The organism is Sinorhizobium sp. BJ1 (assembly GCF_002531555.1).
GTDB classification, from domain to species: domain Bacteria; phylum Pseudomonadota; class Alphaproteobacteria; order Rhizobiales; family Rhizobiaceae; genus Sinorhizobium; species Sinorhizobium fredii_B.
Genome location: NZ_NWTH01000042.1, coordinates 17,138 through 43,895, shown reverse-complemented (window position 1 = coordinate 43,895; position 26,758 = coordinate 17,138). Strand labels below are relative to the sequence as shown.

Genomic DNA, 26,758 nt, shown 5'->3' with positions numbered 1-26,758 from the left:
CCTGAAGATGACGGGAGTTTCTGTCTTGTCGTCGATCAGACAGGCAGCCGCGCGCATCCGATCTACATCGTTGAAATTGACACGACGACGAAGGTCAATCCTGTTGAGACTGTAGAGGTGGCGTTTTGACCCGCACGATAATGATAGCCCACGGCAGCGCAGCCGTTCAGGCCGCCCGCATCATTGCGGCGGCTGCGAGAGAGCGGGAGGAGTCCAATATATCTACACAAACATCGGACAGCCCGCCTGTTGCCGAGCAGCAGGTCGGCGAATGGCAGCCGATTGAGAGCGCGCCAGCAGTAGGAAGGAAGCGCCTCCTGTTCTTCACGAAAACAAGAATCGTGGTGGCTGGCTATCGCATCGCCAAGACAAGGCTAGTCGTCAGCGATTTCGGCAGGCAGATTCCGGCGACCCATTGGCAACATCTTCCCGCGCCACCAAGCCCCACTGCCACGCCCTAGCGCGCAGACGGGAAGACCACTTTTTGTATACAATCTTCAGTCACCACACCACACCCCGCCGTGCGCCACCAACGCGCGGTGAGACACCACGCCGCTACTGCGCGGCAATGAAGAGGAGACCATTGCCAATGGGCAATCTTGAGCCAACAGCTATTGTTGGCGGCGCACGGCTGTTCCATGCCGACTGCCGCGATGTACTCAGAAGCCTTCCCGACAATTCCATCGATAGCGTGGTCACAGACCCTCCTTACGCGCTCGTCAGCATCGTCAAGCGCTTTGGCAAGCCGAATAGCGCGCCAGCCAAGGGAAACGAGGCTTACCAGCGCGCGTCTGCCGGCTTCATGGGCAAGCAGTGGGACACTGGCGAAGTCGCTTTCAGCGAGGAATTCTGGGCCGAAGTGCTGCGCGTGCTGAAGCCTGGCGGCCACGTCGTCGCGTTCTCCGGCACGCGCACCTACCACCGCATGGCTGTTTCCATCGAGGATGCTGGCTTTGAAATCCGCGACCAGTTGGGGTGGCTGTATGGCTCGGGGTTTCCGAAGAGCCATGATGTGTCGAAAGACATCGACAAGAGAGGCGGCAACCCTCTAGCGTGGAAGGCTTTCTCCACAGCCTACGCGGCAGCGGTAAAGGCTTCGCGGTTCAATCATTCAGCCATAGACCGAGTTCTTGGGATCAAGTCGTCGTCTTGCTACTGGGCACGAGTTGACCACAGGGGCGGAATGCCGCCGAGACATCATTGGGAGCAAGTTCGCGACCTTCTGGCGTTACCAGAAGAAATGGAGCGGCTATACGATGCGGCAGAACGCGAAGTCGTTGGCCAAAAGACCAGTGGGATTGCGAACAAGGCAGAAGGTCAAAGACACACAATCGGTGCATCCTCATCCGTAGTAGTAGACATAACCGCACCCGCTACAGAAGCGGCCATCAAATGGCAGGGCTGGGGCACGGCCCTCAAGCCAGCATGGGAGCCCATCTGCCTGGCGCGCAAGCCACTCATCGGAACTGTTGCTGAGAACGTGCTGGAGCATGGTACTGGCGCAATCAACATTGACGGCTCGCGCGTACCGGGCGGAAACGAACACGAGCTCGGCCGCTGGCCCGCCAACATCGTGCACGACGGCAGCGACGAGGTGCTGGCGGCGTTTCCTGACACGAAGAGCGGCAGCCTTATGGGCTACCACGGTGCTGACGCAGCGCCGATGCCGGCGATTGAAGGCGATTCCGGCTCCGCCGCCCGCTTCTTCTACTGCGCCAAGGCCAGCCGCAAAGATCGGGATGAGGGGCTTGCCGATTTTGACACGAAGACGGTCGACGTGCTAGCGGGCCACCGTTCGCGCCGGATGGAAGAGGTGAAGCGTCCAGATGGCGCTACGCCCGCCGTCGGTAAAAACACCCACCCAACCGTCAAGCCAACCACCCTCATGCAGTGGCTATGCCGCCTCGTCACACCACCCGGCGGCGTCATTCTGGATCCCTTCATGGGGTCGGGCTCGACGGGCAAAGCAGCCGTCCTTGAAGGCTTTCAGTTCGTCGGCTGCGAGCGCGAAGACGAATACATGCCGATCGCCACGGCGCGCATTGCATGGGCCACCGGCGCTGCGTCGACAGACGAGCGACCCGCGGTTGCGCAGCAACAGCCCGCCGCAGCGAACGACAATCTACCCGTCGACCTGTTCGCAGGTGCCGCATAATGGTGAAACTCCCCGGCAAGCCCGCCCTCCCATTCACGCCCACGACCGACGAACGCGGCAACCCAACCACCTGCCGATGCTGTGGGATGTTGGCTTTTGGCATTGGACGTCCAGACCCCACCGACCGACGCCGCCCACCCGATCCGGGCTTCATGTGTCGCCCTTGCCTAGTCGCAGCAGGAGATTTGACGAAATTGGACAGAGTTTCGCTTTATGAAGTCAAAGCCCTAGAAGCGGGCGTCGAGGCGGTTGGCCGGTGGCTGCAGGAGAAGGGGATCACCGACCTCGCCCTGATGGATGAACTAGACGCCAAGCTGCTTGTGAGGGCGGCTTGGGAAGGGTGCGCGCGTGGGGTGCGTGAAGCTCTGCGGGAGGCGCCTTTCTAGCGTGCAGGTCGCTACCACAACCGGCACAGCAAAACCACCAGGAGACTGAATTGACATACAGAATCAAAGCAATCCCCACTGTTTACAATCATGTGCAGTTCCGCTCGCGTCTTGAGGCGAGGTGGGCTGCATTCTTCGATTTGTGCGGGTGGGAATGGGACTACGAGCCGTTTGATTTGGACGGCTGGGCGCCGGACTTCTTGCTCAAGGGCAAGACGAAGGCGCTTGTCGAGGTGAAGCCGATCGATTTTCGGGGAGATGACAAGCAACTAATCAGACAGGCGAAGGCGAAGGCCAAGAAGGCTTTCGATGCGGCCGAGGCAGTTGCTGGCATCAAAAAGCCAATTGATGAAATGAACGGGGAGGAGTTCGAAGGGTACCTTGCGGGAAGAATCTATCCTCCTGAATACGAAATCCTCGTCATAGGCAATGGTCCGTTTAAGACAGACTGGTGGGCCAAGTGGTCCCTTGGGGTGATGGCACTTCAAGAGTGGAACGTAGCCGATGACATAGCCGATATGTTTTTCGGGGCGGATGGAGGGCCGCATTTCGATTATGCGGCGCGGTGGGGAAGCTACGCATACCGCATTGGCGGCCAGTACGATGGCGATCATCACCTTCATAGTATTGGGAGCGATAGACCAGAAGAACTTTGGCGTGAGGCGGGGAACATCGTTCAGTGGCAAGCAAAGAGGGCGGCATGAAACCTGTTGAAATCGCACTTGAGTACGCATCCAACAACTGGCCCGTCTTTCCTTGCCGCCCCAGGCACGAAACCGTAGTAAATCACGCAGGCAAGCCTGAGGAAAAGAAGCCTAAGAGCCCGCTAACTAGGTTCGGCTTCCGGGAGGCGACAAAGACCTCCCGCATCATCGAGAGGTGGTGGCAAGACAATCCTGATGCATTGATTGGCGTGCCATCCGGCGCGCTTTCTGGCTTTTGGGTGCTTGATATTGATGTGCCAGGCCAAGAGCACGACCATGATGGGAATGTGTGGTTAGCCGAGATGGAGAAGCTGCACGGCAAGTTTCCTCCGACGCGCATGGCGCGCACCGCAAGCGGCGGGACACACTACTATTGGCGACATACAGAAGGAGTTCGCAATAAGGCGGCGATTGCGCCAGGCGTGGACACGCGAGGCGAAGGCGGATTCGTCTGCGTGCCTGGAAGCGTGCTTGACGACGGCACATTCTATGAGTGGCTGAACGACCTGCCGATCGCACCCGCTCCCAAGTGGCTGCTCGATCTCGTCTTGCCGCCACCAGTCACGGCAACCGCCGCGCAGCCGTTCTCATACAAAGCCGGCACCAATGACAGCTACGTCAATGCTGCCGTCGACGACGAGCTGCGCAGTCTGGCCAGCACAGGCAAGGGCGGCCGAGGCTACCAGCTCAACGCAAGCGCGTTTTCGCTAGGGCAGATCGTGGCCAGCGGTGCGCTGTCACGATCGGATGCCGAAGACGGCCTGTACAGGGCCGCGCTGTCCAACGGCCTCGTTGCTACCGACGGCGAACGGGAAGTGCGCGCCAAGATCCGCCGCGGGCTGGAAGCAGGCATGAAGCAGCCGCGTGATATTCCAGAGCCGGAATTCCAGCAGGACAACACGAGGCTGGTGGACATTACGCGGATGATTGCCAACGGGTTGGCGAAGGGCCGCTCGAAAGAGGCGGCAGCCGACGAGCAGCGGGAAGACGTGCCGCCTGCGGATGAGCCCGCAGTCGACCAGCCAGCCGCTAACGACAGCGAACCGCAGCAGCAAGAACCGCAGCAACCGCCCGCCGCCAATGACAACGCGCCTCCTGTTGTTGCCACCGCGTTCAAGTGGATCGATCCTGCCAGCCTGCCGCGGCGCGAATTCGCCTACGGCAGCCACCTGATCCGCAAATACGTGTCGGTCACAGTCTCTCCTGGCGGCCTCGGCAAAACATCACTCAGCTTGGCCGAAAGCCTAGCCATGACATCAGGGAAAGCGTTGCTTGGCACGAAGCCGCCGCAACGTCTGCGCGTGTGGGTGTTCAACGCCGAGGATCCGCGCGACGAAATGGAGCGGCGCATCATGGCTGCGTGCATTCACTACAAGCTGCGTCCGGAGGATATCGAAGGCCATCTCTTTCTGGACAGTGGCCGAGAGCAAGAGCTCGTCGTGGCGGTCGAGGATAAGAAAGCCGGCGTACGCATCCAGCAGCCGATAGTCGAGGCTGTCGTTGAGCAGATCGAGCGTAACAAGATCGACGTCATGATTGTCGACCCGTTTGTGTCAACACACGGCGTCAACGAGAACGACAACGGCGCGATCGATAAGGTGGCCAAACTCTGGGCGCAGATCGCCGATTACACCAACTGTGCGATCGACATCGTGCACCACCTGCGCAAGGTGGCTGACCGCGAGGCGACGGTTGAAGACGCTCGAGGCGCGGTGTCCCTGATCGGCGCGGCGCGATCAGTGCGCGTGCTCAACCGAATGTCTGTCGACCAGGCGAGTGAGTCTGGCGTGTCACAAGAGGAGCGTTTCGGCTACTTCTCCGTCACCTACGGCAAATCCAACCTCACGCCGCTCAGCAGCAAGCTTGACTGGCGCAGGCTCGTCAGCACGCCGCTAGGGAACGGCCGCGGGCTCACCAAGCCGCAGGACTTTGCGCCTGTCGTGACGGAATGGAGATGGCCCTCGGCGGAGGAGGTCGCCAACGAGCTCACCGCAGAGCAGGTGGAGCATATCCGCTCGCTGGTCGATAACGGTCAATACAAGGAATCGCCGCGTGCCAAGAACTGGGTTGGCGGCGCGATAGCTTATGCGCTCGGGCTTGATCTCGATGACGAGACGAACAAGCGACGAGCAACGACCATTACGAAGGCTCTGATGAAAGAGGGCACGCTTGTGAAGGTCGAGGAGCACGATCCTGTGCGGCGTGAAATGGGCACGTTTATCCGCTCTGCGGCGGCATAAAAATACAACCAAATCCGTTCGAAAAATACAACCTGTGATACTGCACGGTAATGGCTGCACAGTAGCGTAAAAATTGCCCATTTATCCGGGCAAACACGCTCTGCTCATTTGCACAGTAATACACCTTGTTACTGTGCATGATGAGCGTGCGGCGCACAGTTGGCCCAGTAGTCTAACTGTGCAACTGGGCACCTCAATCGGCCACCAACCGATGCAACCTGAAACCACCACAGCAGGAGACGGCATGACCAAAGCCACCACCAAGAAAACCACCCAAACGACCCGCGTTAACGGCAAGCGCGTCCGCATCGTCACCACGACATCAGCCAACGGCACGAGCGTCAAAGTCACGGACGCAGCGCCGAAGGAGTGGGAAGGCCAAGCCGCCCAGGTCCGCCGTCTGCGCGCCATGCCCGAATACGGCAAGCTGTTCCTGCTGGCTGGCGACCAGAACAGCGCCAAGCGCGGCCCGCGTGCACAGCAGGAGGCGATCGCGGCAGGCATGACGCCAGGCGAGGCGGATCTGCGCCTGTACCTCATTGGCGGCCAGCTACGCATGATCGAGAACAAGGTTGGGCGTGGTCGCTTGTCGCCAGCGCAGGTCGAGCGACATGCGGCTCTGGCACGGCTGGGCTTTGTCGTTGAGGTGGTTCGGTTCGATACGTGCCACGAGGCTGCGGACAAAGCCGAGGCGTTGGTGCGGGGATGGTTGGCGGAAACTGTGCAGAAAGTTGCATGAGTGGTATTGACAAATTTGTAGAACTACAGTACAAAGATAATCACCAAACGGCACCACAACAGAGCACGACGGCTCGCCGATCTGCTCAGCAAGAGGAACGAGATGATGGCGACGATCAAAGAACTGAAGCCGATGGACAGCCCAGCCTTCAAAGAAGGCGACAAGGTCATTGTCACCGTCGGTCACGAACGCCGCTTAGGCACAATCATGTCAGTCGACAAGATGGGTTACGGCGTCGTGTTCCAGAACGGGCGACGGGAAATCTGTTGGCCTGACGAAGTCTCCGCCGCCTAATCCCCTTCGACCCCCACCCCACCAGAGCAGACGCAAGCCGACTGCTGAAACGAGGCCGCCTAGCACCCGCTAGCGCGGCCTTTTCGTTGTCCTGCACCTTGACAAATTTGTAAAACTAACCTACATTTAGCATCCAACCGCCGACCCACCCACCACATCTTGAGGAGGCCGACTTGGCCAGACATGCGTCGCTTGCCGAGCAACTGTCCGCTTTTCGTCGCTACGTCACAACGCCTGACCACGATCCAGAGCCTATCTCCACCAATTGGACGGTAACTCCTGCCAACGACAACAACCCGGAAGAAGTTGCCGAACTTCGGCACGAGCGCAAGCGCATCGTGACGCCCTCAGTTGCTGAAATTATGCGGCACGTCAAGGAAGGCGATGTGGAGCGCAACGACGCAGGTCAGATCGTGCGTATTGGCAAGCTACGCTTCAGCGACGGAAAACAGACGGAGAAGGCGTACAGGCTGACAATCGACGGCAAGATAGAGCAGTACGATGCCAGGATGCCGACGGGAGCCATGCTAGGAACTCGTGACAAGGTCGATACGGCGCTTGGCGGCGCTGAAAATCCGCAGGAAGTAACCGAGAGTAATATCTACTTTGCCGAAATGCTCGACACGCGCCAGCATAAATACGTTACCGGCAAGAAGTTCAGAGGCGAGCGTGTAAAAACCACTCGCGAAGAAACCAAGCGGGAACTGGCCGAAGCGTACTCCAATACCGACATGACGAAGGTGACGTTCATACACTACCCAGATGGCTTGCCGTGCGGATCGGCGAAGGTTGCCGACAGTTTTCTAGGCATGCAGAAGACGACCTGCTCTGGTGGCGGATCCACGATGTGGCAGGACATCGTAAGCGAGCGGGAAGAGCGCAAGGAGTGGTTAGACGCGGTGGGCAACATGGCAAACGATCACCTGGAAATCCTTACCATGTCAGCCAAGGCCAGCAGCCTGAAGCAGATCGGAATCGCCAGAGGCTACAAAGGCCAATATGCAATTGAGGCTGGCAGGCGCCTTCTTGTTGCGGCGAATGATAACTTCCAACAGGCCATGGAATTGGCCAATTACGCAAAAGACCCCAAGACGACCTGACTTTCTGCAATCTCGGAGAGAGTACAGCGAAGGGGTTCAACAACTATGTTGCTGTGCCCCGCACTGTTCCGTGCGCTATGCGACGGACGCTCGCACATGCTGCACTTCGTTGCAGCCTCTGAGGTGGGCGTAACTATAACGCGGGGTAGAGAAGCGGTCATCTCGCCAGCCTCATAAGCTGGAAATCATGGGTTCGAATCCCATCCCCGACACCAATTGGCAGTTCTAGGGTCTAACCCGCGACATCGCCTCGTTGACCGGCTTCGGTCCTGCGGTGGCTGCCAATCCCCATTGCCGCAGCGCGCCTCCTCTCGCGACGTGGCAATCATGCGCCAGGTTGAGCGGTCTATCTGCTCCCTGGCGCTTTCCTTTTTGCGTGGTGTGTATGGCTGACCATCGCAGCGAAGAAGCAGCACGCTATCGCAAGCTGTACAAGACAGCACGCTGGCGTGCACTGCGCCACTACCAGTTATCGATGCAACCCTTATGCCAATGGTGTCTCGAGCGAGACGAAGTGACCGAGGCGAGGGAAGTTCACCACGCCACCCCACATAGGGGAAACGAAGAGTTGTTCTGGTCAGGCCCATTCGTGTCGACCTGCACCCCCTGCCACTCATCGAGAGGCCAGCTAGAGGATCACGGTAAGACGGTCGTGGTCTATGGGGCAGATGGTTGGCCCCTCTGATGGGGAGGGGTATAGCAGATCGCTAAAAAGCGCGCTTGCAGGGGACCGGCGCGGGCCATTCTTGCACATTTTTTCAATTCAAATGTTGAGGGTATCGCATGGCTAGGCCGCGGACGCCGAAGGCCAAGGCGAAAATTACTGGCCACGCCGACAAACAGAAAACGAAATTCGAGGAGCGCCACGAGCCGGATGTCGCCGAGACCGTCGGCGAGCCATTCGAGTGGCTGAATGAGCACGCGCAGCAGGCGTGGCGCGAAATTGCATCTGAGGTGCCCTGGCTCAACTGGAGCCACCGCGGTCACCTGGCGATCGCTGCGAATATCCGCGGCAGGATGATGAAGGGTGATGACGTTGGCGTGCAAGCCATGAACCTTCTCCGCCAGTGCTACGGCCAAATGGGGGCGACGCCGGCTGATGCCAGCAAGGCTGGAGCTAAACCGGATGGCGAGAGCAAAGACCCAGCGGACGAGTTCTTCAACGACTGACCTGCCTGCACACTTCAACCCGCCATATCCTACTGGCCCGGTGGACGAGTACGCCGAGAAGGTCATCAACGGCACGATCATTGCTGGCCCGCATGTGCGGAACGCTTGCCAACGCCACAAGGATGATAGGCTTAACGGCCCAGCGCGCGGAATCCACTGGGATCCCTTGGCGGCCGATCGTGTTTTGCGTTTCTTCCCTGCGGTTTTGCGGCTCAACGGCGGCCAGTTCGAAGGTCGTCCGTTTCATCCACACCTCTCGCAGCAGTTCAAGATCGGCTCCATCTTCGGGTGGAAGCGCGTTGAGTCTGACGGCGCAATTCTGCGACGTTTCCGGCGCGCCTACATTGAAGAGGGTAAAGGCAACGGCAAGTCGCCCCTCGCGGCCGGAATTGGCCACTATTGCTTGACGGCCGATGGCGAGGCTGCGGCCGAAATCTACGCTGCCGCTGCGAACAAGGACCAGGCTTTCGTTCTGTTCCGCGACGCGGTCGCGATGTACGAGCAGTCACCGGCACTGAAGTCGAAGTTGACGCCATCCGGCGGCAACCCGGTATGGAACCTTTCGTACCTAAAAAAGCGGTCGTTCTTTCGTCCGATCTCGCGCGAAGGCGCGCACTCTGGCCCGCGTCCGTACATCGCTCTCTGCGATGAGATCCACGAGCACCCCGATGGCAAGGTCATCGAAATGCTCGAGCGCGGCTTTAAGTTTCGCCGGCAGCCTCTGCTGTTCATGATCACAAACTCCGGCTCGGATCGTAACAGCATTTGCTGGGACGAGCACCAGCACGCGGTGAAGGTGGCGGCCGGGACGCAGACGCCCGATGACGATTTCACGTACGTCGGCGAAGTCGTTGATGACACGACGTTTTCTTACGTCTGCGCGCTAGACAAAGACGACGACCCGTTTACGGACCCGACTTGCTGGCAGAAGGCAAACCCGCTCTTCGGCGTCACGCTGAAGCACGACTACCTCGCCGGTGTTGTCAACCAGGCTAAGGACATTCCGTCGAAGCGCAACGGCATCTTGCGGCTGCACTTCTGCGTATGGACCGAAGCCGACACAAGTTGGATACCGCGGCCAATCCTTGAAAAGGTGATGGTCGACTTCGACCCTTACGTCGAGCACAAGGGAAAGCCTATTACGGCGGCTGGCCTAGATTTGTCTGGCGCAAAGGATTTGACCGCGGCGGCATTCATTATTGAGACCGGAACCAAGCGCGTGCAGCGCGAGGACGGTACCGAGGCGGACCTGCCAACCTACGATCTATGGATTGAGGCTTGGACGCCGAGAGAGACGATGGACGAGCGGTCCAAGCAGGACCACGTGCCGTATCGTCTCTGGAATGAGACGCATTATCCCGGCACGACATGGCCTTACATCCATGCCCCGGACGGAAAGCGAGTTCGCTACGACCATGTTGCTGCACTTTTCGCACGCCTCAATACCGAGCATGGTATTGGCGTTTTGGCTTACGATAACTACGCCTTCGACAAGTTCGCGGAAGAGCTCGACGCCTATGGCGTGGATATACCGACCGTAAGCCACCCGCAGGGCGGCAAGAAGCGCGCGCAGCCGTCGGCTGAGAAGGTTGCGGCCGCAGAGGCGGCGGGCCTTCCGAAGCCGCTAGGGCTTTGGATGCCTGGCAGCGTTTCGGCGCTGGAAACGCTCATTCTTGAAGAGCGTATCAGGCTTCGCCGGTCTCCGGTTTTGCTCGGTGCCCTTATGGGTGTGGCGATCGAAACTGACCCCCTCATGGGTAACCAGTGGTTCAGCAAGAAGAAATCGACGGTTCGAATCGACCCGGCGGTCGCCGCGGCGATGGCGGTAGGCGCGGCGGTCGACGGAATGCCTGAACCTGTAGTCGTGGCGTCCCCCTGGGAAGATCCTAACTTCAAGATTGCGGTGGTTTGATGTGGCCATTTAATAAAAGGCAGGCCGCCGCGGAAACGCGAGCAAGTCTGGAAAACCCAAGCGTTCCGCTATCAGACGTGGGCGCTTGGCGCTCTCTGATGGATGATTGGCACGGCGTCGCCGGAGTTGTCGTAACGCACGAGACAGCACTTGAGGTGCCCGCTGTGTGGTGCGCAGTCAACTTCATCGCCAATACTATCGCCAGCCTGCCTCTGCAGGTCTATCGGAAGAGCGACGACGGTCGCGATACGGTCGAGAGCGATCCGCTTTACGGCATCCTGCATGACGCGCCGAATGACGAATTGACGTCGTTTATGTGGCGCAAGGGCATGATGATCAGCGTTCTGCTGCGTGGCCGCGGCGTTTCGTTCATTGAGCGGAACAAGGCCGGCCGGGTGATGAACATCTGGCCCCTTGACGCAGACAAGTTGACCATTGAGCGCAAGAACGGCCGCAAGCTTTATCATTATGAGGACGGCACGCGGAAAGTCACATACACCGCAGGCGAGGTCATCGATCTCACCTTCATGCTGAAGCCCGACGGCGTTTCGCACGTCGACCCGGTTACGAAGTTGAAGGGTGCTGTAGGCCTTGCGCTCGCGCTTGACGAGTACGCCCGCAAGTTCTTCGCCAACGGCGGCGTGCCTCCTTTGGCGCTTTATGGGCCGATGCCATCGCCAGCAGCAGCCGCGAGGGCGTCGCAAGATGTCGAGAAGGCTGTGCGAGACGCAAACGCCGAGCGTCGAAACGTCATGATCATGCCTACAGGGCATGAGTTGAAGGCTGTAGGTGTAGATCCGGATAAATCGCAGATGGTGGAATCCCGCCGGATGCAGATCGAAGAGATCGCACGTATTTACGGCCTCCCGCCAGTCTTCCTGCAGGATCTGACACACGGCACATTCAGCAATACGGAACAGCAAGACCTGAACTTGGTCAAACACCTTATATCTCAGTGGGTTAAGGCGTGGGAGCAGGAGTTGAATCTTAAGCTGTTCTCGGCGCGAAATCGCACCAAGTTCTGCGAATTTAATATCGACGGCTTGCTCCGCGGAGACTTCAAGACGCGCATGGAAGGCTACGCCAAGGCGATTCAGAACGCGATCAACACCCCAGACGAGGTGCGCTCCATGGAGAACTGGCCGAAGCACGGGGGAGAGGCCGAGAAGCTTCATATCCAGGGCGCCACGGTGCCTCTCGGCATGCAGAGCACGGCAGCAAAGCCGGCTCCAGCCAACGACAACAATAACGACGAGGCCAACGCCGCATGACTAAGATTGAGAAACGAGGCGGACTCCTCGGCGTAGAAACTCGTGCCGAGGACGAGAAGCGCACGCTAGTCGGCTATGCGGCCGTCTTCAATTCTGACGCTGACATCGGGGGCTGGTGGGTTGAGCGCATCGCCCCCGGTGCATTCTCCGGCACGATCGGCGGCGATATCCGTGCGCTCGTCGACCACGACATGGGCCGCGTCATTGGTCGCACGAAGAGCGGCACGCTTAGGCTGTCCGAAGACAGTAAGGGATTGCGCTGTGAAATTGACATTCCCAACACCACCGACGGCAACGATCTTTGGGAACTCGTCGAGCGAGGCGATATTTCGGGGATGTCGTTTGGCTTCCATGTGACGAAGCAGGAATGGGACGAGACCGTTGATCCGCCCGTTCGCACAATCCAAGCCATTGACCTTGTGGAGGTCAGCGCGGTCGCGTGGCCGGCATATGACGACACGACGATCGGCAAGCGGTCGCTGCAGGAATGGCGCGACGCTCGCTCTGCGGAAGAGCAAGAAATCGAAGATCCGGCGGCAGCGCCGGTAAGCAAGGCTACGCTCACGAGAGCTCGCCTTAAAATGGACCTTGATTTGAAGGTCCGCAGCATGCGCTGACCAAGCGCTGTCACCCACCAGAAACAACCACATCGAACCCGCCGTCGCGGGTTTTTTCGTATGGAGACTCCATGTCCAAAATTACAGAACTGCGCGAAAAGCAGCAGAAGCTTGTCGCAGACGCCCGCTCACTCCTTGCCGACATTAAGGATGACACCGCAGAGGCTCGAGTCGCCGAGCTCGAATCCCAGCACGACGCCGCTATGGCCGAGTATGATCGTCTCGAGGCCCGCATCAAGCGCGAAGAGGCTCTTGAAGAGCGCGAGCGCGAACTGAATGCGGCTGATGAGCGCCGCCCGAGCGCAGATACCCGCGCAACTCCTGGCGTCACTGAAAAGACTGACGCCGAGAAGTATGCGGACGCCTTCCGCACCTTCGTTCGCGGCGGCCGTTCGCAGCTTTCCGCTGAACAGCGCGGCATCCTGAAGTCCTACGAAGAGCGCGCACAGTCGGTCGGCACCAACACCGCCGGCGGCTACCTCGTTCCGGTTATCTTCCAGGAAGAACTGGTCAAGTCGCTTAAGGCTTGGGGCCCGATGATGGATCCGGGCGTCACTCGCATGCTGCAGACCGCAACCGGCGCAGCCTTGACGTTCCCGACGATGAACGACACCGCAAATGTCGGCGCTCTCATCGCTGAAAACACGCAGGTTTCGCTTGCTGAGATCGCGTTCGGAACGAAGACGATCGACGCCTTCAAGTACACCTCCGGCGTTGTTCTCGTCTCTGACGAGCTCCTGCAGGATGCAGTTCTTGACGTCGAGTCGATCATCCGCGACGCCATGGCTGAGCGCATTGGTCGTATCGCCAACACGCACCTGACCACTGGCGACGGCTCGTCTAAGCCGAACGGCATAATCACGGCCGCGACCGCCGTTGAGTCCTCCGACGACGTGACCATCACGTTCGACGACCTCATCGACCTCGAGCACAGCGTCGATCCGGCCTACCGCGCCGACCCGTCTTGCCGCTGGATGTTCAACGACGGCACGCTCAAGTCGCTGAGAAAAATCAAGGATTTGGAAGGAAACTATGTCTGGCAGCCCGCCGATGTGAAGGGCGGCGCCCCGGCGACCATCCTTAACTACGGCTACTCGATCAACCAGGCTATGGCCTCGATCGCAGCATCTGCCAAGCCGGTAGCCTTCGGCGCCTTCAACAAGTACCTCGTGCGCAAGGTGAAGGAATTTGCCATCAAGCGCCTTGTTGAGCGGTACGCGGACTACGGTCAGGTCGGCTTTATCGGCTTTACCCGTTTCGACGGGGAACTGCTCGATGCCGCAGCCGTCAAGGTTCTGCAGAACAAGGCTTCCTAAGCCTAGTTTGGGGCGTCCTTAGTGGCGCCCCACTTTTATTTCAGGAGATCGCCATGCGCGTCAAAATGCTGAATAGCCGTGTTGGCGTCAACGTGACGTTTGATGGCGGGAGCGAATACGACTTGCCTGAAGCGCGCGCTTTGCGCTGGATTGCGGCTGGTTTTGCGGTTTCAGTTGAGGATGTTGCGGAGGCCGCTCCGGCAGAGGTGGAATTCGAGCCAGTGGATGCGGCGCCAGAGCCGGAGACGCCTGTCGCCACCGCACCCGCACCAAGACGGGGCCGCCGTAAATGAACGAATGGACACGGCTGGTAAGAACAGTCGCGCCAGCGGCTCCCGTCGTGACGTTGGTTGAGGCAAAGAGACAGCTTCGCGTAACTTTCGATGACGATGACGCGGAAATCGAGGCGATGGTCTCGGCTGCCACGGCCGCAATCGAAGGTCCGAGCGGAATCGGGATCGCGCTTAGCCCGCAAACGTGGCGCCTGTCGCTTGATCACTTCCCTTGTGAAATCGTTGTGCCCCTTGGCCCAGTCACGTCGATTGCCAGCATTGCATACACGGACGCCAACGGCGACCCGGCCACGGTAGCTTCGTGGCGCGCCGATCTCGACGCGCAGCCGCTCCGCATTTGGCCAGCGCGCGACACCAGTTGGCCTGCCATCGTGTGCGAGCCTGGCGCGGTCAAGGTCACGTTCGTTTGCGGATATCCGACGCTGCCGGTTGACCTAAAATGGGCAGTTTTGCTGCTCGTCTCGCATTTCTACGAGAACCGCGAAGCGGTGACTACCGATGTTAGTGCGGCGGAACTCCCGATGGGCGTCTCGTCGATCTTGGAACGATATAGGGTCGGCCGTGTGGCCTGACTTGGGAGAACTACATGCCGATTCGTGAAATCCACAATGACATCCATCCTGTCCCGCTATTCGCCCCGAAGGCGGCCGTAACTGACGATACGGCGCAGGTCTCTGCCATCATCGACACGCTCGGCTTTGAAGCCTGCGAGCTCGTCTTTGTTACCGGCACTAATGCCGACGCGGACGCAACCTTTGCTGTGCTTGTTCAGGACGGTGACGCCGCCAACCTTTCCGATGCCGCCGCAGTCGACGACGCATACCTCGTCGGCACTGAGGCGCAGGCAGCATACACGTTCGCTGACGATGGCGAATGCCGCAAGATCGGTTATCGCGGGTCCAAAAGGTATGTGCGCATGACAATCACGCCAACCGGCAACACCGGCAACATCTTTCTCGCTGGTGTGGCCGTCCTCGGCAAGCCGGTGAGCACGCCGACCGCGACGCTTTCGTAAGGAGTCTGACTAGTGGCTGATTTGACCATAACCGCCGCAAACGTGGTTTCCGGCGCTGGCGCTGCGATTGAACACGGCACTGCCGGCGCAACCGTGACCGCTGGCCAGATTGTCTATCTCGACAGCACCACCACAGGGAAGTGGCAGCTTGCTGATGCGGACGCCGCAACGGCTGCCGCACGCGGTCAGGGCAAAATTGGTGTCGCCCTCCATGGCGCGGCACTCAACCAGCCTCTAGCGGTACAGACGGCTGGCCCTATCACGATCGGCGCCACTGTCGTGGGTGGCACGGCTTACTACCTGTCTCCGAATCCTGGCGGCATCGCACCGCTGGCCGATATCCTGACGGGAGATTACGTGACGCTGATCGGCATCGCTACGAGCACGTCGGCCATCAAACTCGACTTCCAGTATAGCGGCGTGGCTCTTTGATCTGAGAGACGTTTCGCCTATATAGAAGTTGCTCGGCTAGGGTCGCCCCCGAAAAGCGGTCATCCAGCCGCCTGCCGAGCGCCACATCTGGATAGCAAGAGGGATACTTGCATGAGTGATTTCTATGTGTACGCATGGCTGCGTCCGTGCGGAACTCCTTTCTATATTGGGAAGGGTAAGGGCGACAGGGACCGTGAGACGAAGCGGGCCAATCCCCATTTCAAGCGCATCGTCGATAAAATAAAGCGCTCCGGCAACGAGGCTATCGTCATTAGGGTGTTGGAAAACCTTGATGAAGATGAGGCATTCGAGTTGGAGAAGGCGCTTATCCGGAGTTATGGTCGCAAGAACAACCGTACCGGCATCCTCGTCAACATGACAGACGGCGGCGAAGGTCCGCAAGGTCGCGCGCACAGCGAAGAATCTATTGCCAAAATGAGGCTGGCACACAGCAACATAAGCGAAGAAACTCGCGCCAAGATGAGTGCCGCCCAAAAAGGCAAGAAACTCAGCGAAGAGCATCGCGACAGCATATCAAGCGGGATGATTGGTCGAGTGCTTAGCGATGCGACGCGCGCGAAACTAAGCCGGTCACATACAGGCAAGAAAATGAGTTCTGACGCCCGCGCAAAAATGAGCGAGGGGCGTAGGGGAGTGTCCTTGAGCCAAGCGCATCGCGAAAAGCTAAGCGCGGCTCAGGTTGGGAAGAAAAACAGTCCTGATGCAATAGCCAAAATGGCATCTGCCGCTCGCCTCGCCCCGGCGAAAAAGGGAAAGTTTAAGGGTGTCAATTTCCAAAAATCGAGTGGGAAGTGGCATGCGCAATTATACCTCGACGGCAGGAATAGACATATTGGTTACTTCCAAGCGCAGGAGGATGCGGCAAGGGCGTATGACGCAGCGGCGTTCGCTTCGTTTGGGTTTGATTGCTATCTGAACTTCCCTGCTGAAATTGCATCAAATGACAACGGAGGTGCGGGCCTTGCCAGCCGGGAAGCTAACTGAGTGCGTCTCCCTATACCGACGGGGCGAACTCGACGACGGTTACGGAAATACCGTAACAGATTGGATCCTTCAATTCGATGCCGCAGCCGGTTACACGCATCTGCGCGGCGGCGAGACGGTGATGGCAGCCAGATTGACCAACAGGCATCCGGTTGTCATTAGGATCCGCACCAGCACTGCGGCTCGGCCTGTTACCGCCGAGTGGAAGCTTGTCGATAAGCGGTCTCTCGTTGAGTACGCAATCAAAGACGTTACCCACGACGTCGACCGCAAGTATATAGACTTGCTTTGCGAGCGAGGCGTCGCGGTCTGATGGTTAAAGGCGTATCCGAACTGAACAAAGCACTGGCCTCCATGCCAAAGCGCGTCGAGAACGCATCAAAAAAGGCCATGGCCAAGGGCGCCGACGAACTCGTCTCAATGATGAAGCGCCTGGTTCCGGTAGACCAAGGCGACTTGCGGAACTCGATCGCATGGAAGTGGGGCGAGGCGCCGAAAGGCGCTGTTGTCCTGGCGCAGAGCGAGCCGACCGAGCGCGGCCTTAAGATCACGGTCTATGCGACAGACTACAAGGCCCGCTGGCTAGAATTCGGTACGGTCAAGATGCGCGCGCAGCCTTACTTCTTCACGTCCTACCGATCGCTCAAGAAGCGCATCCAGTCGCGCATCAAGCGCGATATGAAAAAGGCTATTCGTTTCGTCGGGCCGCCTGTAAGGGGTGACGCATGAGCGCATCGGCTGAACTGCAGAAACTGCTTTTCGACACGCTTACCGGCAACGGGCAGGTAATGGCCTTCGCGGGCGGTGTGTACGACAGGGTGCCGGCGGATCCATACAAGGCCAAAACAGCATACATCAGCTTCGGACCATCCGACGTTGTCGATGACAGCGCCGAATGCGTCACATCCGGCGAGCACACATTTCAATTGGATGTGTGGAGCAAGGCAGTGGGCCAGGTCGAAGCCAAGCGGCTCGTCGATCTGATCTACGGCGCGCTGCACGAACAAGAGTTGACGCTCACCGAGAACGCGCTCGCTGAGATCCGCGTCGACTTTCGGCGCGTGTTTCCGGATCAGGATCCGTTGATAACCCACGGCGTCGTCACGGTTACGGCGTTCATTGAGGAATTGTGATGGCTTGGATGCTGGTTCGCAAGGAAGTGAACTGGTCTCGGCCTAAATCGAAATTCTCTTTCAATGCGAAGCCGAAGCCGGATCCGCAATGCTTCCCGCGCGACTTCGTTGAATATGCCGTTTCGACAGGCAGGGCCGAGAAGGTGCCGCCGCCGAGGCGGCAGGACAAACCAAACTAAATCACCGCGATTCACAAGACACAACCGAACCGCCGCAGAAAGTGCTGGCGGTTTTTCTTTGCCATGAAAGGAAAACCAAATGGCGGCACCAGTAACTGGCGCATTCCAGCACCTTGTCGTTGAGATCGAGACGACCCCCGGCTCCGGCGTTTACTCGAAGATCTGCGGCATCACGTCAAGGGGCGTGAATCGCACGAGCAATCTGAGCACGACCGAGGTTCCCGGCGACTGCGACGACGAATCTGTACCTTCGAAAATCGAAAAAGCGGTTCAGTCACAGGAAGTAACCATCTCTGGTTCTGGCACCTGGGCTAGGCAGTCCCATGAGGTAATGCTGGACTGGTGGTATGGGGGCCAAACGCTCAACATCCGTGTTCAGCATGTAAATGCCGCCGTAGGCGATACTGAGTATGAAAGTGGTCCCGCGATCTTGTCCCAGCTTAACCACCAGGTCGAGAAGGGGCAAAAAATCCAGGCTGAAATTCAAGTAGAGTTCGACGGCGTCCCGACCCGCACGGCGAAAGCGTAGTTGGATCTAGGCGTTAATTCGCTTATATAGAAGTTGTTCGGCTAGCTCGACGGAGCGAAAAGCGGTCATCCAGCCGCCTGCCGAACGCCTCATCTGGATAGCAAGAGGGATACTTGCATGAATAATTTCTATGTGTACGCATGGCTTCGTCCATGCGGAACTCCCTTCTATATCGGCAAGGGCGTTGGCAAGCGAGATAGGCAGGTTAAGAATAATCCTATCTTCAAGAATATTCTCAGCAAAATAAAGCGTTCTGGAAATGAGCCAGTCTTGATCAGGATTTTAGAAAATCTTGATGAAGACGAAGCCTTTGAGATGGAGAAGGCGCTCATCAAGAGTTACGGCCGTAAAAACAACGGCACCGGTATACTGGCCAACATGACAGATGGCGGGGATGGCGTGTCTGGATGGGTTGCCAGCGACGAAACTCGCTCAAAGATGAGTGAGTCGCAGAAGGGTAAGGTTTTTAGCCCAGAAACTCGAAAGAAAATAGGCGACGCAAATAAAGCCCGCAGGCAGTCCGAAGGGACGCGAGCAAAACTGAGTGCTTTGCGAACTGGCACAAAATTAAGCGAGGATCATCGCAAAAAGATAGGTGAATCGCTTAAGGGGCGCGAGCGGAGTGAAGAGCACAGGGCTAAGTTGAGTGTTGCCCTCATGGGCAACAAGAACGGTTCGTTTACTAACTTGAACATTTCTAGGGTTGGTCGGCCGCTCGGTGATGAGCATCGAGCCAAGATGACGCTTGCACGCAGGATGGCTCCCGGTCGTCGTGGTTACAAGGGCGTATCTCAGCGTAGCTGCGGGAAAAAGTGGCGCACAGAGATAAACGTCGATGGGGCCATAACTTACTTGGGGACGTACACCAATCCCGAAGACGCTGCGCGCGCTTACGACAAGGCGGCTTACGAAGCTTGGGGATTCAACTGCTACCTTAATTTTCCAGAAGAATTTGCAGTAAAGGAAGCCGCATGAGAGGCGCAGAGGAGATAACATGGGCGGGCGGAACCAACCAGTTCCGCCTCGCCATCGGCGAATTGCGCGCCATCGAGAGCAGGTGCAATGCCGGCGTCTCTGTCGTGCTGATGCGCTTGCTCGGCCAGCAGTGGGGCACGGACGACGTTGTGCAGCCGATCCTACTCGGCCTGACTGGGGCCGGCATGTCGGAAGGCGAGGCCAAACGCTGCCTGGACCGCGCGTACAGCACGTCGAACCTATACGGTCTAGCCATCAACGCCGCATCCATCCTGCAGAAGTTCATCATGTGGGATCCAGACGGTGATGTGCCGGGGGAGTCGCGGGCGGGGGCGGAAAATCAGACCCAAACCCGCTCCCAAACGGACGCACCAAGTGGTCAACCTACGTCGGCACAGGAGCCGTTCTAGGCTTCACCCCTAGGGACGTCGACGACATGACTCTCTGGGAGTTTGCCGTGTGCATGCATGGCTACCAAGAGGCGCACCGCACAGAAGACGCTCCGCCACCTCCGATGCCTGACGACAAACTGGCCGACTTGGGGATCGTGGGCTTCTAGCACTTGAACCGGAATTCATAGAGCGGCTTGCTGAGAAGTTGGCCGCTCGCGATCCTGCAACCGCTGCGGCCAGTATTCGCAAGATGCTGCTGCGCGGCTGCTTTCATTCGAGCCTCCGGCGTCATGCTGTTTGCGAGCCCGAGCGTCGCGCCTTGCACCATGCCGACGGTCATCGTCTTGCCGAGGCTCGGCGCAACCATCAGCGAGTTTTCGGTTTTGTGATCGTACACGCGGTACGTATCGTCGGCCATCCGCACATGATGGACCGGGAATTTGTAGGTAAGCATGCGCGATGTGCTTCCTGCTGTTGCGCACGACGATACGGCGAGCGTTGCGATTGTCAGGGCTGCGGTTGTCTTCAACGTGATTCCTCCTTCGCGGTTAGTTGGCTGCGCCTCAGCTATCGTATAGTTTAACAAATTTGTCAAGGGTGACTAATGGCCGGTGAACAGGACACGGCTCGCCTGCTGGTGAGCATAGAAGCTACACAGGCCAAATTTGAGAAGCAGTTGGCGGCCGTGGCTAAGGCTGCAGAGCGAGCGGCGCGCAACACCGAAAGCGCGTTCCAGAGCGCAAACGACAATATCGGCAAGTCTTTCGAAGGCGCCACACGTAAGGTCGAGCGGTCGACCGGAGCGCAGCGCGCGGCGGTATCTAACCTCTCTGCACAGCTAAACGACATCGGCATGCAGTTGGCCAGCGGCACTTCACCATTTACGGTGATGATACAGCAAGGCAGCCAAGTATCGCAGGCCCTGCAAGGAAGCGGTGGCCTAGTTGGCGCGGTAAAGACGCTCGGCGGCGCGTTTACGCAGTTGGTCAACCCTGTTTCTCTTGCCTCGTTCGCGTTGATCGGTCTAGCTGGCTACGCGGTTCAATATTTTACCAGCGTCAACGATGGCGCAGAGACTTCCGACAAGGCGCTTAAGGCGCATGCAGACCTGATTGCCGCCGTTGCCAAGGAGTGGGGCGACGCCGTCCCGGCGCTTCAGGCTTACGCCAAGGCGGCGCAAGAGGCGCAGAACATCGCGCAGTTGCGCGAAGCAACTGATCTGCACATTGACGACATCTTCAAGCAGGCGCGCGAGCAAGTTACGGGACTTACTGTGGATTTGGTCGACGTGGTCGACCAGTTGCGGGCTGCCGGCGCGAACGAGGAGAGCATTCTTCGGATCCAAGACGCGTTCACCGCCGTAAAGACGGCGATCGACAGCGGCAAGGATTCGACGAAAGAGACGCAAGAACTCACCGCCGCTCTGATTAACGAGTGGCTGAACAGCGGCGTCACCAGCGCGCAGGCTTTTGCCGGTCAAGTCCATAACATTGCGCAGGCATTCGCAGAATATGCGAAGCAGGCGGAGGAGGCCCGGAAGCAGGCGGAGGCCGCCATTCAGGCCCGCCGTGTTGAGGAGATGCAGAAGACGCTGCCTGGCAATCTTGGGCAATTGTCGCCGATATTCTCGGGCGGCGGACGCTTCATGAATGAGGCGGAGGCCATGAATGCGCGGGGTGCCGGCGAGCAATCGCAGTTTCAGCAGGAGCAAGCACGAGCGGCCAGCGCTGCCGGCAAGGTTGCCGATTCGTTCGAAGGGCTGGACGGCGCCGTAAAGCGATACGTCGACAACGTCGTAAAGTCGGAAAGCGGCGGCAACGCCAGCGCCAAGAACCCGAACTCGAGCGCGACCGGGCTTGGTCAGTTTATTGAGAGCACCTGGCTGCGACTGTTCAAGCAGAACTTCCCTGACCGCGCACAGTCGATGGCTGATTCAACCATCCTGGCGTTGCGCAACGATGCGGAAATATCGCGCGGCCTGATCGAAGCGTACGCAAAAGAAAACGCCTCGCTGCTGCGGCAGGCTGGCGTTTCGGTCAATGAAGCGGCGCTGCAGTTGGCGCATTTCCTTGGACCAGGCGGCGCTATTTCGGTGCTGACTGCCAAGAGCGGCACACCAGTTTCGCAAGTGCTCGGAGCGGACGCCATCAATGCCAACCCGTCCATTCTGGGCGGAGGCGCCACGGTCGACGACGTCATTGCGTATGCGCAGCGACGGACGCAGGCAGTGCAGGGCGAGACTGCGGCCGTGCATTCGTTGAATGATGCGTGGGCTGGATTGCGCGCGCCGACAGATGCACACACGCAGGCCGTTAACCAACAGGCGCAGGCATATGACCAATTCGGCCAGATAGCGCAGACCGCGTTCCAAGGACTAGCCAACGCGCTTGCCGACGGCAAGCTTGAAGGCAAGGAGCTTCTGCAGATCGTAATGCAGATCGTGCAGCAGTTGTTCAGCATGCCATCTGGAGGCGGAGGCGGAGGCGGGCTGTTCGGAGGCGGTGGATTCGGCGGCATTCTGTCTGGCATCTTCGGTTCGATCTTCCATAAGGGCGGTGTCGCTGGTGGCCCCGCACCCCAGCGTATGGTTAGTCCATCTGTCTTCGCCGGTGCCAAACGCTACCACACAGGCGGCGTTGCCGGCCTGCAGCCTGGAGAAGTGCCCGCAATTTTGCAGCGCGGCGAAGTTGTGCTGCCACGCGGCACGAAGATGGGCGGCGGGCAGCAAGTGCACGTCACGGTCGGCGTGTCGGCGGACAACAATGGCAACCTCATGCCCTTTGTCCAAGAGGTAAGTCAGCAGACCGTGAATAGCGCGGCGCCCAAGATCGTATCCGCGGCCAATCAGCAGGTTGTCCCGACTATGGCGGCTCATCAAAAAAACAAGGCGGGTGCTGAATGGCGTTGATAATCGAATGGCCAATTTGCGTCCTTCGCCCGCAACAGGCCTCCGCCAATCTCGTGCCATTCACTCGTTCGGGTGGGCGCACGCTCGGCGGTGTCGAGCCGTCGACGCGCACCGACCTCGGCTTTTGGTCGATCGACTACGGCAATATTGTCGTCTCCAACAAAAACCGCGACCAATGGCAAACATGGAACGCGATTCGGCAGAAACTCGGCGGACGCTCCGGCCTGATTGCTGTGCGCGTTCGCTCCAGCCTGTCGGCTCCTTACGCCTCCGGCAAATTCGAGCCGGTTATCGAGACGGATCACAGCGACGACTCGCCTTTTGACGACGACACGCCGTACACGCAGGGCGCCATATCGGTAGTAACCGACGGCGTGACTGCTGTGGGCGCAACGTCCATCAGGCTGCGCATTATCAACGCTGACGCCAACCTCGTTGGGGTGCGATTTTCGTACAATCATGCGCTCTACGAAACGGGGCCGGTCACGTCGATAAGCGGCGATATCTGGACCGTGCCGATTTCGCCTTCGGTGCGCGAGCTCATTCCTGCCGGCGCAGATCTCGAATTCGACCAGCCGACGTGCCTTTGCCACCTGGCGGAGGACCGCGGCATGGATATTGATCAGAACGCTGTTGGGAAATTCTCGTTGCCGTCTGTCTCGTTTGTCGAGGCGGTTGATTATTGGTCGAACCTCTGAGGGAGGGCGCATGTACAAGGTCGTTGATCTTATCGAGGACAAGCACACCACCGTAGAGGCCACCCTGAATGAGTGGGTTGCGAAGGGATATGAGCCTTTCCAAGTGATAAGGCGCGCCACCTATAGCTGGCGGCTGATCTTCCGCCGCGCCGACGAGGCGAACGTCGGGTCGGTAGCCGATGGCAATTAAATCTCTGCGCATCCTGTGCGATGTGGAACTCCCCGACGATACCATTCGCATTTGGGATGGCTCGGGCGGCTCTTTCATCGACATAGAGGGCAACATCTATCGGCCGGCGCAGTTCACGGAGGACGCGCTGCAGTCGATCGAGGCAGCCATCAACGGCGAGGCATTCACTCTTTCGCTTTCGCTGATTTCGATTAGCCAGTCGGCAGCCGACAGCATCTGGGACTACGACGAGACGGCCAGCGTGCAAGGCTCGCCTGTCGTCATCAAGTTGCAGATTCTCGACGAGGACGAGCAACCCGATGGCGACGCGATTGTCGTCTTTACCGGCGAAATCGACAACCTCGACGTTGTGGATGAATCTACCGCGGAGGGCATTCGCTCGATGGTCAATCTGGAAGTGACCAACCGCTTTACGCTGCGCACCGTCACCAACGGCGCTGTTTTGTCTGACGTCGACCAGCGGGCGCGATCTGCCGTGCTCAATCCGTCTGCGGCCGACGACGAGTTCTGCAAGCGGGTGCCGCTGATGCGGGATCAGACGATTAAATGGCCCAACTGGTAGCGGCCGACGAGCTTTTTGCGGATACTCTTGCCGCCTTCCTCGCCGACAACAACACCCGGCCTTGGCAACCAGGCCACGTCGACTGCTGCATGGTCCTTGCGGACTGGGCGATGTGGCTTGGCCATTGTGACCCAGCGCCGCACTTGCGAGGCGTCTACGACAGCGACGGCGGCTTCCGCGCCATCATAGCGGCCCACCAAGGCGCTGTGCCGCTGGTGGCTAGCTGCGCGGCGAACATAGGCGGCAAGCGCGTCCAGCAGCCACAGCGCGGCGACATCGGCGTCATCGGCAGCCCAATCAACATTCATCGCCAGTTCGGCGCCATCCACGACGGCAGTGGCTGGCTTGTCCGCATGCACGGCGGCTTCGGCCGGATGACGGCACGCACGCTAGCGGCTTGGAGAATCTGAATGCCTGGAGTTATTGAGTCGCTGGCGTTGATCGTATCTTCGTTGGCGACAACGACCCTTGCCGCCAACGCCCTCTATCTCGGCACGTATGCGCTCGCGACGGCAGCCTTGGCGTTCGGCGCATCCGCGCTGCAAGGTATGTTCGTCGACAAGCCGAAGGTGCCGAGGCCCGACGACGGCAGTTATAACCTGAAGCAGAGCGTGCCGTCTCTCGCCTACGTGCTTGGCAGGACCAAGAAGGGCGGCGATTACGTCTTTCTAGAGGAGAAGGCGGGAACTGCATACCACGTCATCGTGTGGGCTGGTCATCGCATACAAGGCTTTGTGCAGCACTACCTGCACGACGAGAAGGCCACGCTTGATGTTGACGGATGGGTGACGTCTCCGGCGCACTTTGGTGGCGGCGGCTACAAGATAGTTAGAATCCTGACGCGTCTGGGGCTGAACGCCGAGACTGCTTATTCCGACGTCATCACGGCGTTTTCGACTATCTGGAACAACAACTGCCGCGGCGATGGCCTTGCGTCTGTGCGTATGTCCTGCAGGACGGTCGATCAGAAAGAGTTTCTGGACCGATACCCGAACCAGATGCCGGAGCATTCGGCGGTTGGCGACGGAGCATTGCTCTACGATCCCCGCAAAGACAGCACGCAAGGCGGCTCCGGGTCGCACCGCTACAACAACCCGAACACCTGGGAGTTTTCGACCAACCTGGCGCTTATGCGGCTCTGGCACCTGTGCCATCCAGTCGGCGGCAAGATGGCCTACGAGAACATGTACCTGCCGGATTGGATCAATGCGGCGAACGTTTGCGATCAGAACGTCACGAATCGAGCGGGCGGCACTGAGAAGCGCTATCACGGCGGCTTCTGGTTCCGCGCCAGCAACGACCCGATCGAAGTCGGCCGCATCATGGATGAGGCCGCCGAACTCGTCGTCTACGAGCGCGCCAACGGCAAGATCGGCGTGCATGCAGGTGAGTTCGTAACGCCTGACGTGCGGCTGACCGCGGAGAATGTCTTCAGCATCCGCGTCGACAAGAACAAGCGGCGCGCAGCCACGGTGCTCGGTGTTCGCGGCCGCTACGTCAACACGTCGAAAGACTACATCACCGAAGACGCTGCGATCTACGGCCAGCCGTATGCGGTCGTGGACGATAGCACGGAGCGCACGCGGACTTTCGAAAACGCGGCAATCCAGAGCCACAACCACTGCCAGCGCAAGCAGAAACTGACCTTCGTCAGGGCAAACGCTCGCAAGGTGTCGATCGTTGCCGACTATACGGCTGATGGCGCTCGCAACATTCCGTACCGGCGCTTCGTGACGGTTCATTATCCTAGCCGAGGGCTGGCTGAAGCAACGGTCGAGATCACCTCGAGCGTGCAGATCGACTTGCGCAACATGCGCATTTCGTTCTCGGGCATTCTCGTTAGCTCGAGCCTGTATGCCTTCAACGCCGCGACGGAAGAAGGGGAGCCAGGCGAGTCGGTCGAGCCATTGCCCGACGAAGGCGTGCCTGTACCGACGAGCTTCGTGCCGACGATCCAGACTGAAGTTGTTTCTGGCGGCGCAACGGCGGCATTCATCAATGCGACGTGGGACTTCGTCGACGAAACGCTGACGTATGAAATGGAATACGACCGCACCAGCGGCTCGACGGGCGTGCAGTCGGTGTTCTCTGAAGCGGGTGCCACGCAAGTGCGTTCGGGCTACCTCGTCGACGGCGAGGAGTATCGCGTCAGGTTGAGAGCCTGGGGCGGCGGGTCCAAGTCCGAATGGACCGACTACGTGCTGCTGACGGCGACTGCGGATCCGGTTGCGCCGGGTCCGGTAACGTCCGTCAGTGTTGATGTGTCGACGCCGTCTGAAGCCGAGTTCGGCTGGACCGCGCCCAACTCGTCAAACTACTTCGCCTGCCGCATCTACATCAACACCGTGAACGACTTGGGCACGGCAACGCTTGCGGCGACCGAATACGGGCCGCCGAGCGCTACCGACTTGCGCGTCGTCACCTCGCTAGCGGCGGGCACTTATTACGGCTGGCTGCGGTCGATCAACCCGTCTGGAATTCCAGGCACGGCGGTCGCGACTGGGTCGTTTGTCGTCACGTAACGCGCCGAAAAAACGACAGCA

Annotated in this window: 30 protein-coding genes and 1 tRNA gene; 30 read left to right on the top strand and 1 reads right to left on the bottom strand. The window is 59.1% G+C overall.

Features of this window, described 5'->3' with window-relative positions; all coding sequences use genetic code 11:
- Positions 1-589: 589 nt before the first annotated feature.
- The 24 genes from CO676_RS36440 (at position 590) to CO676_RS30345 (ending at position 19,875) form a co-directional block, all read left to right on the top strand.
- The gene (locus CO676_RS36440) at positions 590-2,155 is read left to right on the top strand and encodes a DNA methyltransferase (RefSeq protein WP_245424559.1); all 1,566 of its coding nucleotides are present in this window, start codon (positions 590-592) and stop codon (positions 2,153-2,155) included.
- A 194-nt stretch (positions 2,156-2,349) separates the two neighbouring features.
- Positions 2,350-2,541, top strand: a complete 192-nt coding sequence (locus tag CO676_RS36435; RefSeq protein WP_245424557.1) for a DUF6511 domain-containing protein — start codon at positions 2,350-2,352, stop codon at positions 2,539-2,541.
- Between the two features lie 50 nt (positions 2,542-2,591).
- The gene (locus CO676_RS30460) at positions 2,592-3,245 is read left to right on the top strand and encodes a hypothetical protein (RefSeq protein WP_097523827.1); all 654 of its coding nucleotides are present in this window, start codon (positions 2,592-2,594) and stop codon (positions 3,243-3,245) included.
- The gene (locus CO676_RS30455; RefSeq protein WP_097523835.1) at positions 3,242-5,485 is read left to right on the top strand and encodes a bifunctional DNA primase/polymerase; all 2,244 of its coding nucleotides are present in this window, start codon (positions 3,242-3,244) and stop codon (positions 5,483-5,485) included. The genes CO676_RS30460 and CO676_RS30455 overlap by 4 nt, the downstream gene beginning before the upstream one ends.
- Positions 5,486-5,729: 244 nt before the next feature.
- Positions 5,730-6,224, top strand: a complete 495-nt coding sequence (locus tag CO676_RS30450) for an oxidoreductase (protein ID WP_097523826.1) — start codon at positions 5,730-5,732, stop codon at positions 6,222-6,224.
- Positions 6,225-6,329: 105 nt separating this feature from the next.
- Entirely contained in the window at positions 6,330-6,518 is a 189-nt protein-coding gene (locus tag CO676_RS30445; protein WP_144340225.1) for a hypothetical protein, read from the top strand.
- A 173-nt stretch (positions 6,519-6,691) separates the two neighbouring features.
- Complete coding sequence (locus tag CO676_RS30440) at positions 6,692-7,618, top strand: hypothetical protein (RefSeq protein ID WP_097523824.1); 927 nt, start codon at positions 6,692-6,694, stop codon at positions 7,616-7,618.
- 140 nt (positions 7,619-7,758) lie between these two features.
- A tRNA-Met gene (locus CO676_RS30435) sits at positions 7,759-7,833 on the top strand.
- A 568-nt stretch (positions 7,834-8,401) separates the two neighbouring features.
- Positions 8,402-8,788, top strand: a complete 387-nt coding sequence (locus CO676_RS30425) for a hypothetical protein (RefSeq protein WP_097523822.1) — start codon at positions 8,402-8,404, stop codon at positions 8,786-8,788.
- Positions 8,745-10,700 (top strand): terminase TerL endonuclease subunit, encoded by a 1,956-nt coding sequence (locus tag CO676_RS30420; protein WP_097523821.1) that lies wholly within the window; start codon positions 8,745-8,747, stop codon positions 10,698-10,700. Before CO676_RS30425 ends, CO676_RS30420 begins: the two co-directional genes overlap by 44 nt.
- Positions 10,700-11,971, top strand: coding sequence for a phage portal protein (locus CO676_RS30415; RefSeq protein WP_097523820.1), 1,272 nt, complete (start codon positions 10,700-10,702; stop codon positions 11,969-11,971). The genes CO676_RS30420 and CO676_RS30415 overlap by 1 nt, the downstream gene beginning before the upstream one ends.
- A complete protein-coding gene (locus CO676_RS30410; RefSeq protein ID WP_097523819.1) occupies positions 11,968-12,588 on the top strand; it encodes an HK97 family phage prohead protease in 621 nt (206 codons plus the stop codon). The genes CO676_RS30415 and CO676_RS30410 overlap by 4 nt, the downstream gene beginning before the upstream one ends.
- 71 nt (positions 12,589-12,659) lie before the next feature.
- Positions 12,660-13,904, top strand: a complete 1,245-nt coding sequence (locus CO676_RS30405; RefSeq protein WP_097523818.1) for a phage major capsid protein — start codon at positions 12,660-12,662, stop codon at positions 13,902-13,904.
- Between the two features lie 53 nt (positions 13,905-13,957).
- Complete coding sequence (locus CO676_RS30400) at positions 13,958-14,197, top strand: hypothetical protein (protein ID WP_097523817.1); 240 nt, start codon at positions 13,958-13,960, stop codon at positions 14,195-14,197.
- Positions 14,194-14,769 (top strand): head-tail connector protein, encoded by a 576-nt coding sequence (locus CO676_RS30395; RefSeq protein ID WP_097523816.1) that lies wholly within the window; start codon positions 14,194-14,196, stop codon positions 14,767-14,769. Before CO676_RS30400 ends, CO676_RS30395 begins: the two co-directional genes overlap by 4 nt.
- Positions 14,770-14,783: 14 nt before the next feature.
- Positions 14,784-15,212 carry a hypothetical protein gene (locus tag CO676_RS30390; RefSeq protein WP_097523815.1) on the top strand — a complete coding sequence of 143 codons (429 nt, stop codon included), beginning with the start codon at positions 14,784-14,786 and terminating at the stop codon, positions 15,210-15,212.
- A 12-nt stretch (positions 15,213-15,224) separates the two neighbouring features.
- A complete protein-coding gene (locus CO676_RS30385) occupies positions 15,225-15,644 on the top strand; it encodes a hypothetical protein (protein ID WP_097523814.1) in 420 nt (139 codons plus the stop codon).
- A gap of 111 nt (positions 15,645-15,755) precedes the next feature.
- The gene (locus tag CO676_RS30380; protein WP_097523813.1) at positions 15,756-16,649 is read left to right on the top strand and encodes an NUMOD3 domain-containing DNA-binding protein; all 894 of its coding nucleotides are present in this window, start codon (positions 15,756-15,758) and stop codon (positions 16,647-16,649) included.
- Positions 16,606-16,962 (top strand): head-tail adaptor protein, encoded by a 357-nt coding sequence (locus CO676_RS30375; protein ID WP_097523812.1) that lies wholly within the window; start codon positions 16,606-16,608, stop codon positions 16,960-16,962. The genes CO676_RS30380 and CO676_RS30375 overlap by 44 nt, the downstream gene beginning before the upstream one ends.
- Positions 16,962-17,378, top strand: coding sequence for an HK97-gp10 family putative phage morphogenesis protein (locus CO676_RS30370; RefSeq protein WP_097523811.1), 417 nt, complete (start codon positions 16,962-16,964; stop codon positions 17,376-17,378). The genes CO676_RS30375 and CO676_RS30370 overlap by 1 nt, the downstream gene beginning before the upstream one ends.
- Positions 17,375-17,782: a DUF3168 domain-containing protein gene (locus CO676_RS30365; protein WP_097523810.1), complete on the top strand. Its 408-nt coding sequence runs from the start codon at positions 17,375-17,377 to the stop codon at positions 17,780-17,782. The genes CO676_RS30370 and CO676_RS30365 overlap by 4 nt, the downstream gene beginning before the upstream one ends.
- A 258-nt stretch (positions 17,783-18,040) precedes the next feature.
- A complete protein-coding gene (locus CO676_RS30355) occupies positions 18,041-18,490 on the top strand; it encodes a phage tail tube protein (RefSeq protein WP_097523808.1) in 450 nt (149 codons plus the stop codon).
- Positions 18,491-18,607: 117 nt separating this feature from the next.
- Positions 18,608-19,465, top strand: coding sequence for an NUMOD3 domain-containing DNA-binding protein (locus CO676_RS30350; RefSeq protein ID WP_097523807.1), 858 nt, complete (start codon positions 18,608-18,610; stop codon positions 19,463-19,465).
- The gene (locus CO676_RS30345; protein WP_097523806.1) at positions 19,462-19,875 is read left to right on the top strand and encodes a gene transfer agent family protein; all 414 of its coding nucleotides are present in this window, start codon (positions 19,462-19,464) and stop codon (positions 19,873-19,875) included. The genes CO676_RS30350 and CO676_RS30345 overlap by 4 nt, the downstream gene beginning before the upstream one ends.
- Positions 19,876-20,020: 145 nt before the next feature.
- Here CO676_RS30345 and CO676_RS30340 read toward each other — a convergent pair whose 3' ends face one another.
- Entirely contained in the window at positions 20,021-20,311 is a 291-nt protein-coding gene (locus CO676_RS30340) for a hypothetical protein (RefSeq protein WP_097523805.1), read from the bottom strand.
- 150 nt (positions 20,312-20,461) lie between these two features.
- Between CO676_RS30340 and CO676_RS35805 the strand changes: the two genes are divergently transcribed.
- Genes CO676_RS35805 through CO676_RS30305 form a run of 6 tightly spaced genes read left to right on the top strand, consistent with a single transcriptional unit; the run spans position 20,462 to position 26,737 of the window.
- The gene (locus CO676_RS35805; RefSeq protein ID WP_210202654.1) at positions 20,462-22,765 is read left to right on the top strand and encodes a phage tail length tape measure family protein; all 2,304 of its coding nucleotides are present in this window, start codon (positions 20,462-20,464) and stop codon (positions 22,763-22,765) included.
- Positions 22,756-23,463: a hypothetical protein gene (locus CO676_RS30325; RefSeq protein ID WP_097523804.1), complete on the top strand. Its 708-nt coding sequence runs from the start codon at positions 22,756-22,758 to the stop codon at positions 23,461-23,463. Before CO676_RS35805 ends, CO676_RS30325 begins: the two co-directional genes overlap by 10 nt.
- 10 nt (positions 23,464-23,473) lie before the next feature.
- The gene (locus CO676_RS30320) at positions 23,474-23,653 is read left to right on the top strand and encodes a hypothetical protein (RefSeq protein ID WP_097523803.1); all 180 of its coding nucleotides are present in this window, start codon (positions 23,474-23,476) and stop codon (positions 23,651-23,653) included.
- The gene (locus tag CO676_RS30315; RefSeq protein ID WP_097523802.1) at positions 23,643-24,215 is read left to right on the top strand and encodes a hypothetical protein; all 573 of its coding nucleotides are present in this window, start codon (positions 23,643-23,645) and stop codon (positions 24,213-24,215) included. The genes CO676_RS30320 and CO676_RS30315 overlap by 11 nt, the downstream gene beginning before the upstream one ends.
- A complete protein-coding gene (locus CO676_RS30310) occupies positions 24,200-24,625 on the top strand; it encodes a hypothetical protein (protein ID WP_179875702.1) in 426 nt (141 codons plus the stop codon). Before CO676_RS30315 ends, CO676_RS30310 begins: the two co-directional genes overlap by 16 nt.
- Positions 24,626-26,737, top strand: a complete 2,112-nt coding sequence (locus CO676_RS30305; RefSeq protein ID WP_097523801.1) for a hypothetical protein — start codon at positions 24,626-24,628, stop codon at positions 26,735-26,737. It begins immediately after the preceding gene.
- Positions 26,738-26,758 lie beyond the last annotated feature (21 nt).

Bases quoted from the DNA above. Each gene is read 5' to 3' on its own strand.
- CO676_RS36440 (WP_245424559.1), top strand. From the start codon at position 590: ATGGGCAATCTTGAGCCAACAGCTATTGTTGGCGGCGCACGGCTGTTC.
- CO676_RS30455 (WP_097523835.1), top strand. From the start codon at position 3,242: ATGAAACCTGTTGAAATCGCACTTGAGTACGCATCCAACAACTGGCCC.
- CO676_RS30450 (WP_097523826.1), top strand. From the start codon at position 5,730: ATGACCAAAGCCACCACCAAGAAAACCACCCAAACGACCCGCGTTAAC.
- CO676_RS30445 (WP_144340225.1), top strand. From the start codon at position 6,330: ATGGCGACGATCAAAGAACTGAAGCCGATGGACAGCCCAGCCTTCAAA.
- CO676_RS30425 (WP_097523822.1), top strand. From the start codon at position 8,402: ATGGCTAGGCCGCGGACGCCGAAGGCCAAGGCGAAAATTACTGGCCAC.
- CO676_RS30420 (WP_097523821.1), top strand. From the start codon at position 8,745: ATGGCGAGAGCAAAGACCCAGCGGACGAGTTCTTCAACGACTGACCTG.
- CO676_RS30415 (WP_097523820.1), top strand. From the start codon at position 10,700: ATGTGGCCATTTAATAAAAGGCAGGCCGCCGCGGAAACGCGAGCAAGT.
- CO676_RS30410 (WP_097523819.1), top strand. From the start codon at position 11,968: ATGACTAAGATTGAGAAACGAGGCGGACTCCTCGGCGTAGAAACTCGT.
- CO676_RS30405 (WP_097523818.1), top strand. From the start codon at position 12,660: ATGTCCAAAATTACAGAACTGCGCGAAAAGCAGCAGAAGCTTGTCGCA.
- CO676_RS30400 (WP_097523817.1), top strand. From the start codon at position 13,958: ATGCGCGTCAAAATGCTGAATAGCCGTGTTGGCGTCAACGTGACGTTT.
- CO676_RS30395 (WP_097523816.1), top strand. From the start codon at position 14,194: ATGAACGAATGGACACGGCTGGTAAGAACAGTCGCGCCAGCGGCTCCC.
- CO676_RS30390 (WP_097523815.1), top strand. From the start codon at position 14,784: ATGCCGATTCGTGAAATCCACAATGACATCCATCCTGTCCCGCTATTC.
- CO676_RS30380 (WP_097523813.1), top strand. From the start codon at position 15,756: ATGAGTGATTTCTATGTGTACGCATGGCTGCGTCCGTGCGGAACTCCT.
- CO676_RS30375 (WP_097523812.1), top strand. From the start codon at position 16,606: ATGACAACGGAGGTGCGGGCCTTGCCAGCCGGGAAGCTAACTGAGTGC.
- CO676_RS30370 (WP_097523811.1), top strand. From the start codon at position 16,962: ATGGTTAAAGGCGTATCCGAACTGAACAAAGCACTGGCCTCCATGCCA.
- CO676_RS30365 (WP_097523810.1), top strand. From the start codon at position 17,375: ATGAGCGCATCGGCTGAACTGCAGAAACTGCTTTTCGACACGCTTACC.
- CO676_RS30355 (WP_097523808.1), top strand. From the start codon at position 18,041: ATGGCGGCACCAGTAACTGGCGCATTCCAGCACCTTGTCGTTGAGATC.
- CO676_RS30350 (WP_097523807.1), top strand. From the start codon at position 18,608: ATGAATAATTTCTATGTGTACGCATGGCTTCGTCCATGCGGAACTCCC.
- CO676_RS30345 (WP_097523806.1), top strand. From the start codon at position 19,462: ATGAGAGGCGCAGAGGAGATAACATGGGCGGGCGGAACCAACCAGTTC.
- CO676_RS30340 (WP_097523805.1), bottom strand. From the start codon at position 20,311: ATGCTTACCTACAAATTCCCGGTCCATCATGTGCGGATGGCCGACGAT.
- CO676_RS35805 (WP_210202654.1), top strand. From the start codon at position 20,462: ATGGCCGGTGAACAGGACACGGCTCGCCTGCTGGTGAGCATAGAAGCT.
- CO676_RS30325 (WP_097523804.1), top strand. From the start codon at position 22,756: ATGGCGTTGATAATCGAATGGCCAATTTGCGTCCTTCGCCCGCAACAG.
- CO676_RS30320 (WP_097523803.1), top strand. From the start codon at position 23,474: ATGTACAAGGTCGTTGATCTTATCGAGGACAAGCACACCACCGTAGAG.
- CO676_RS30315 (WP_097523802.1), top strand. From the start codon at position 23,643: ATGGCAATTAAATCTCTGCGCATCCTGTGCGATGTGGAACTCCCCGAC.
- CO676_RS30310 (WP_179875702.1), top strand. From the start codon at position 24,200: ATGGCCCAACTGGTAGCGGCCGACGAGCTTTTTGCGGATACTCTTGCC.
- CO676_RS30305 (WP_097523801.1), top strand. From the start codon at position 24,626: ATGCCTGGAGTTATTGAGTCGCTGGCGTTGATCGTATCTTCGTTGGCG.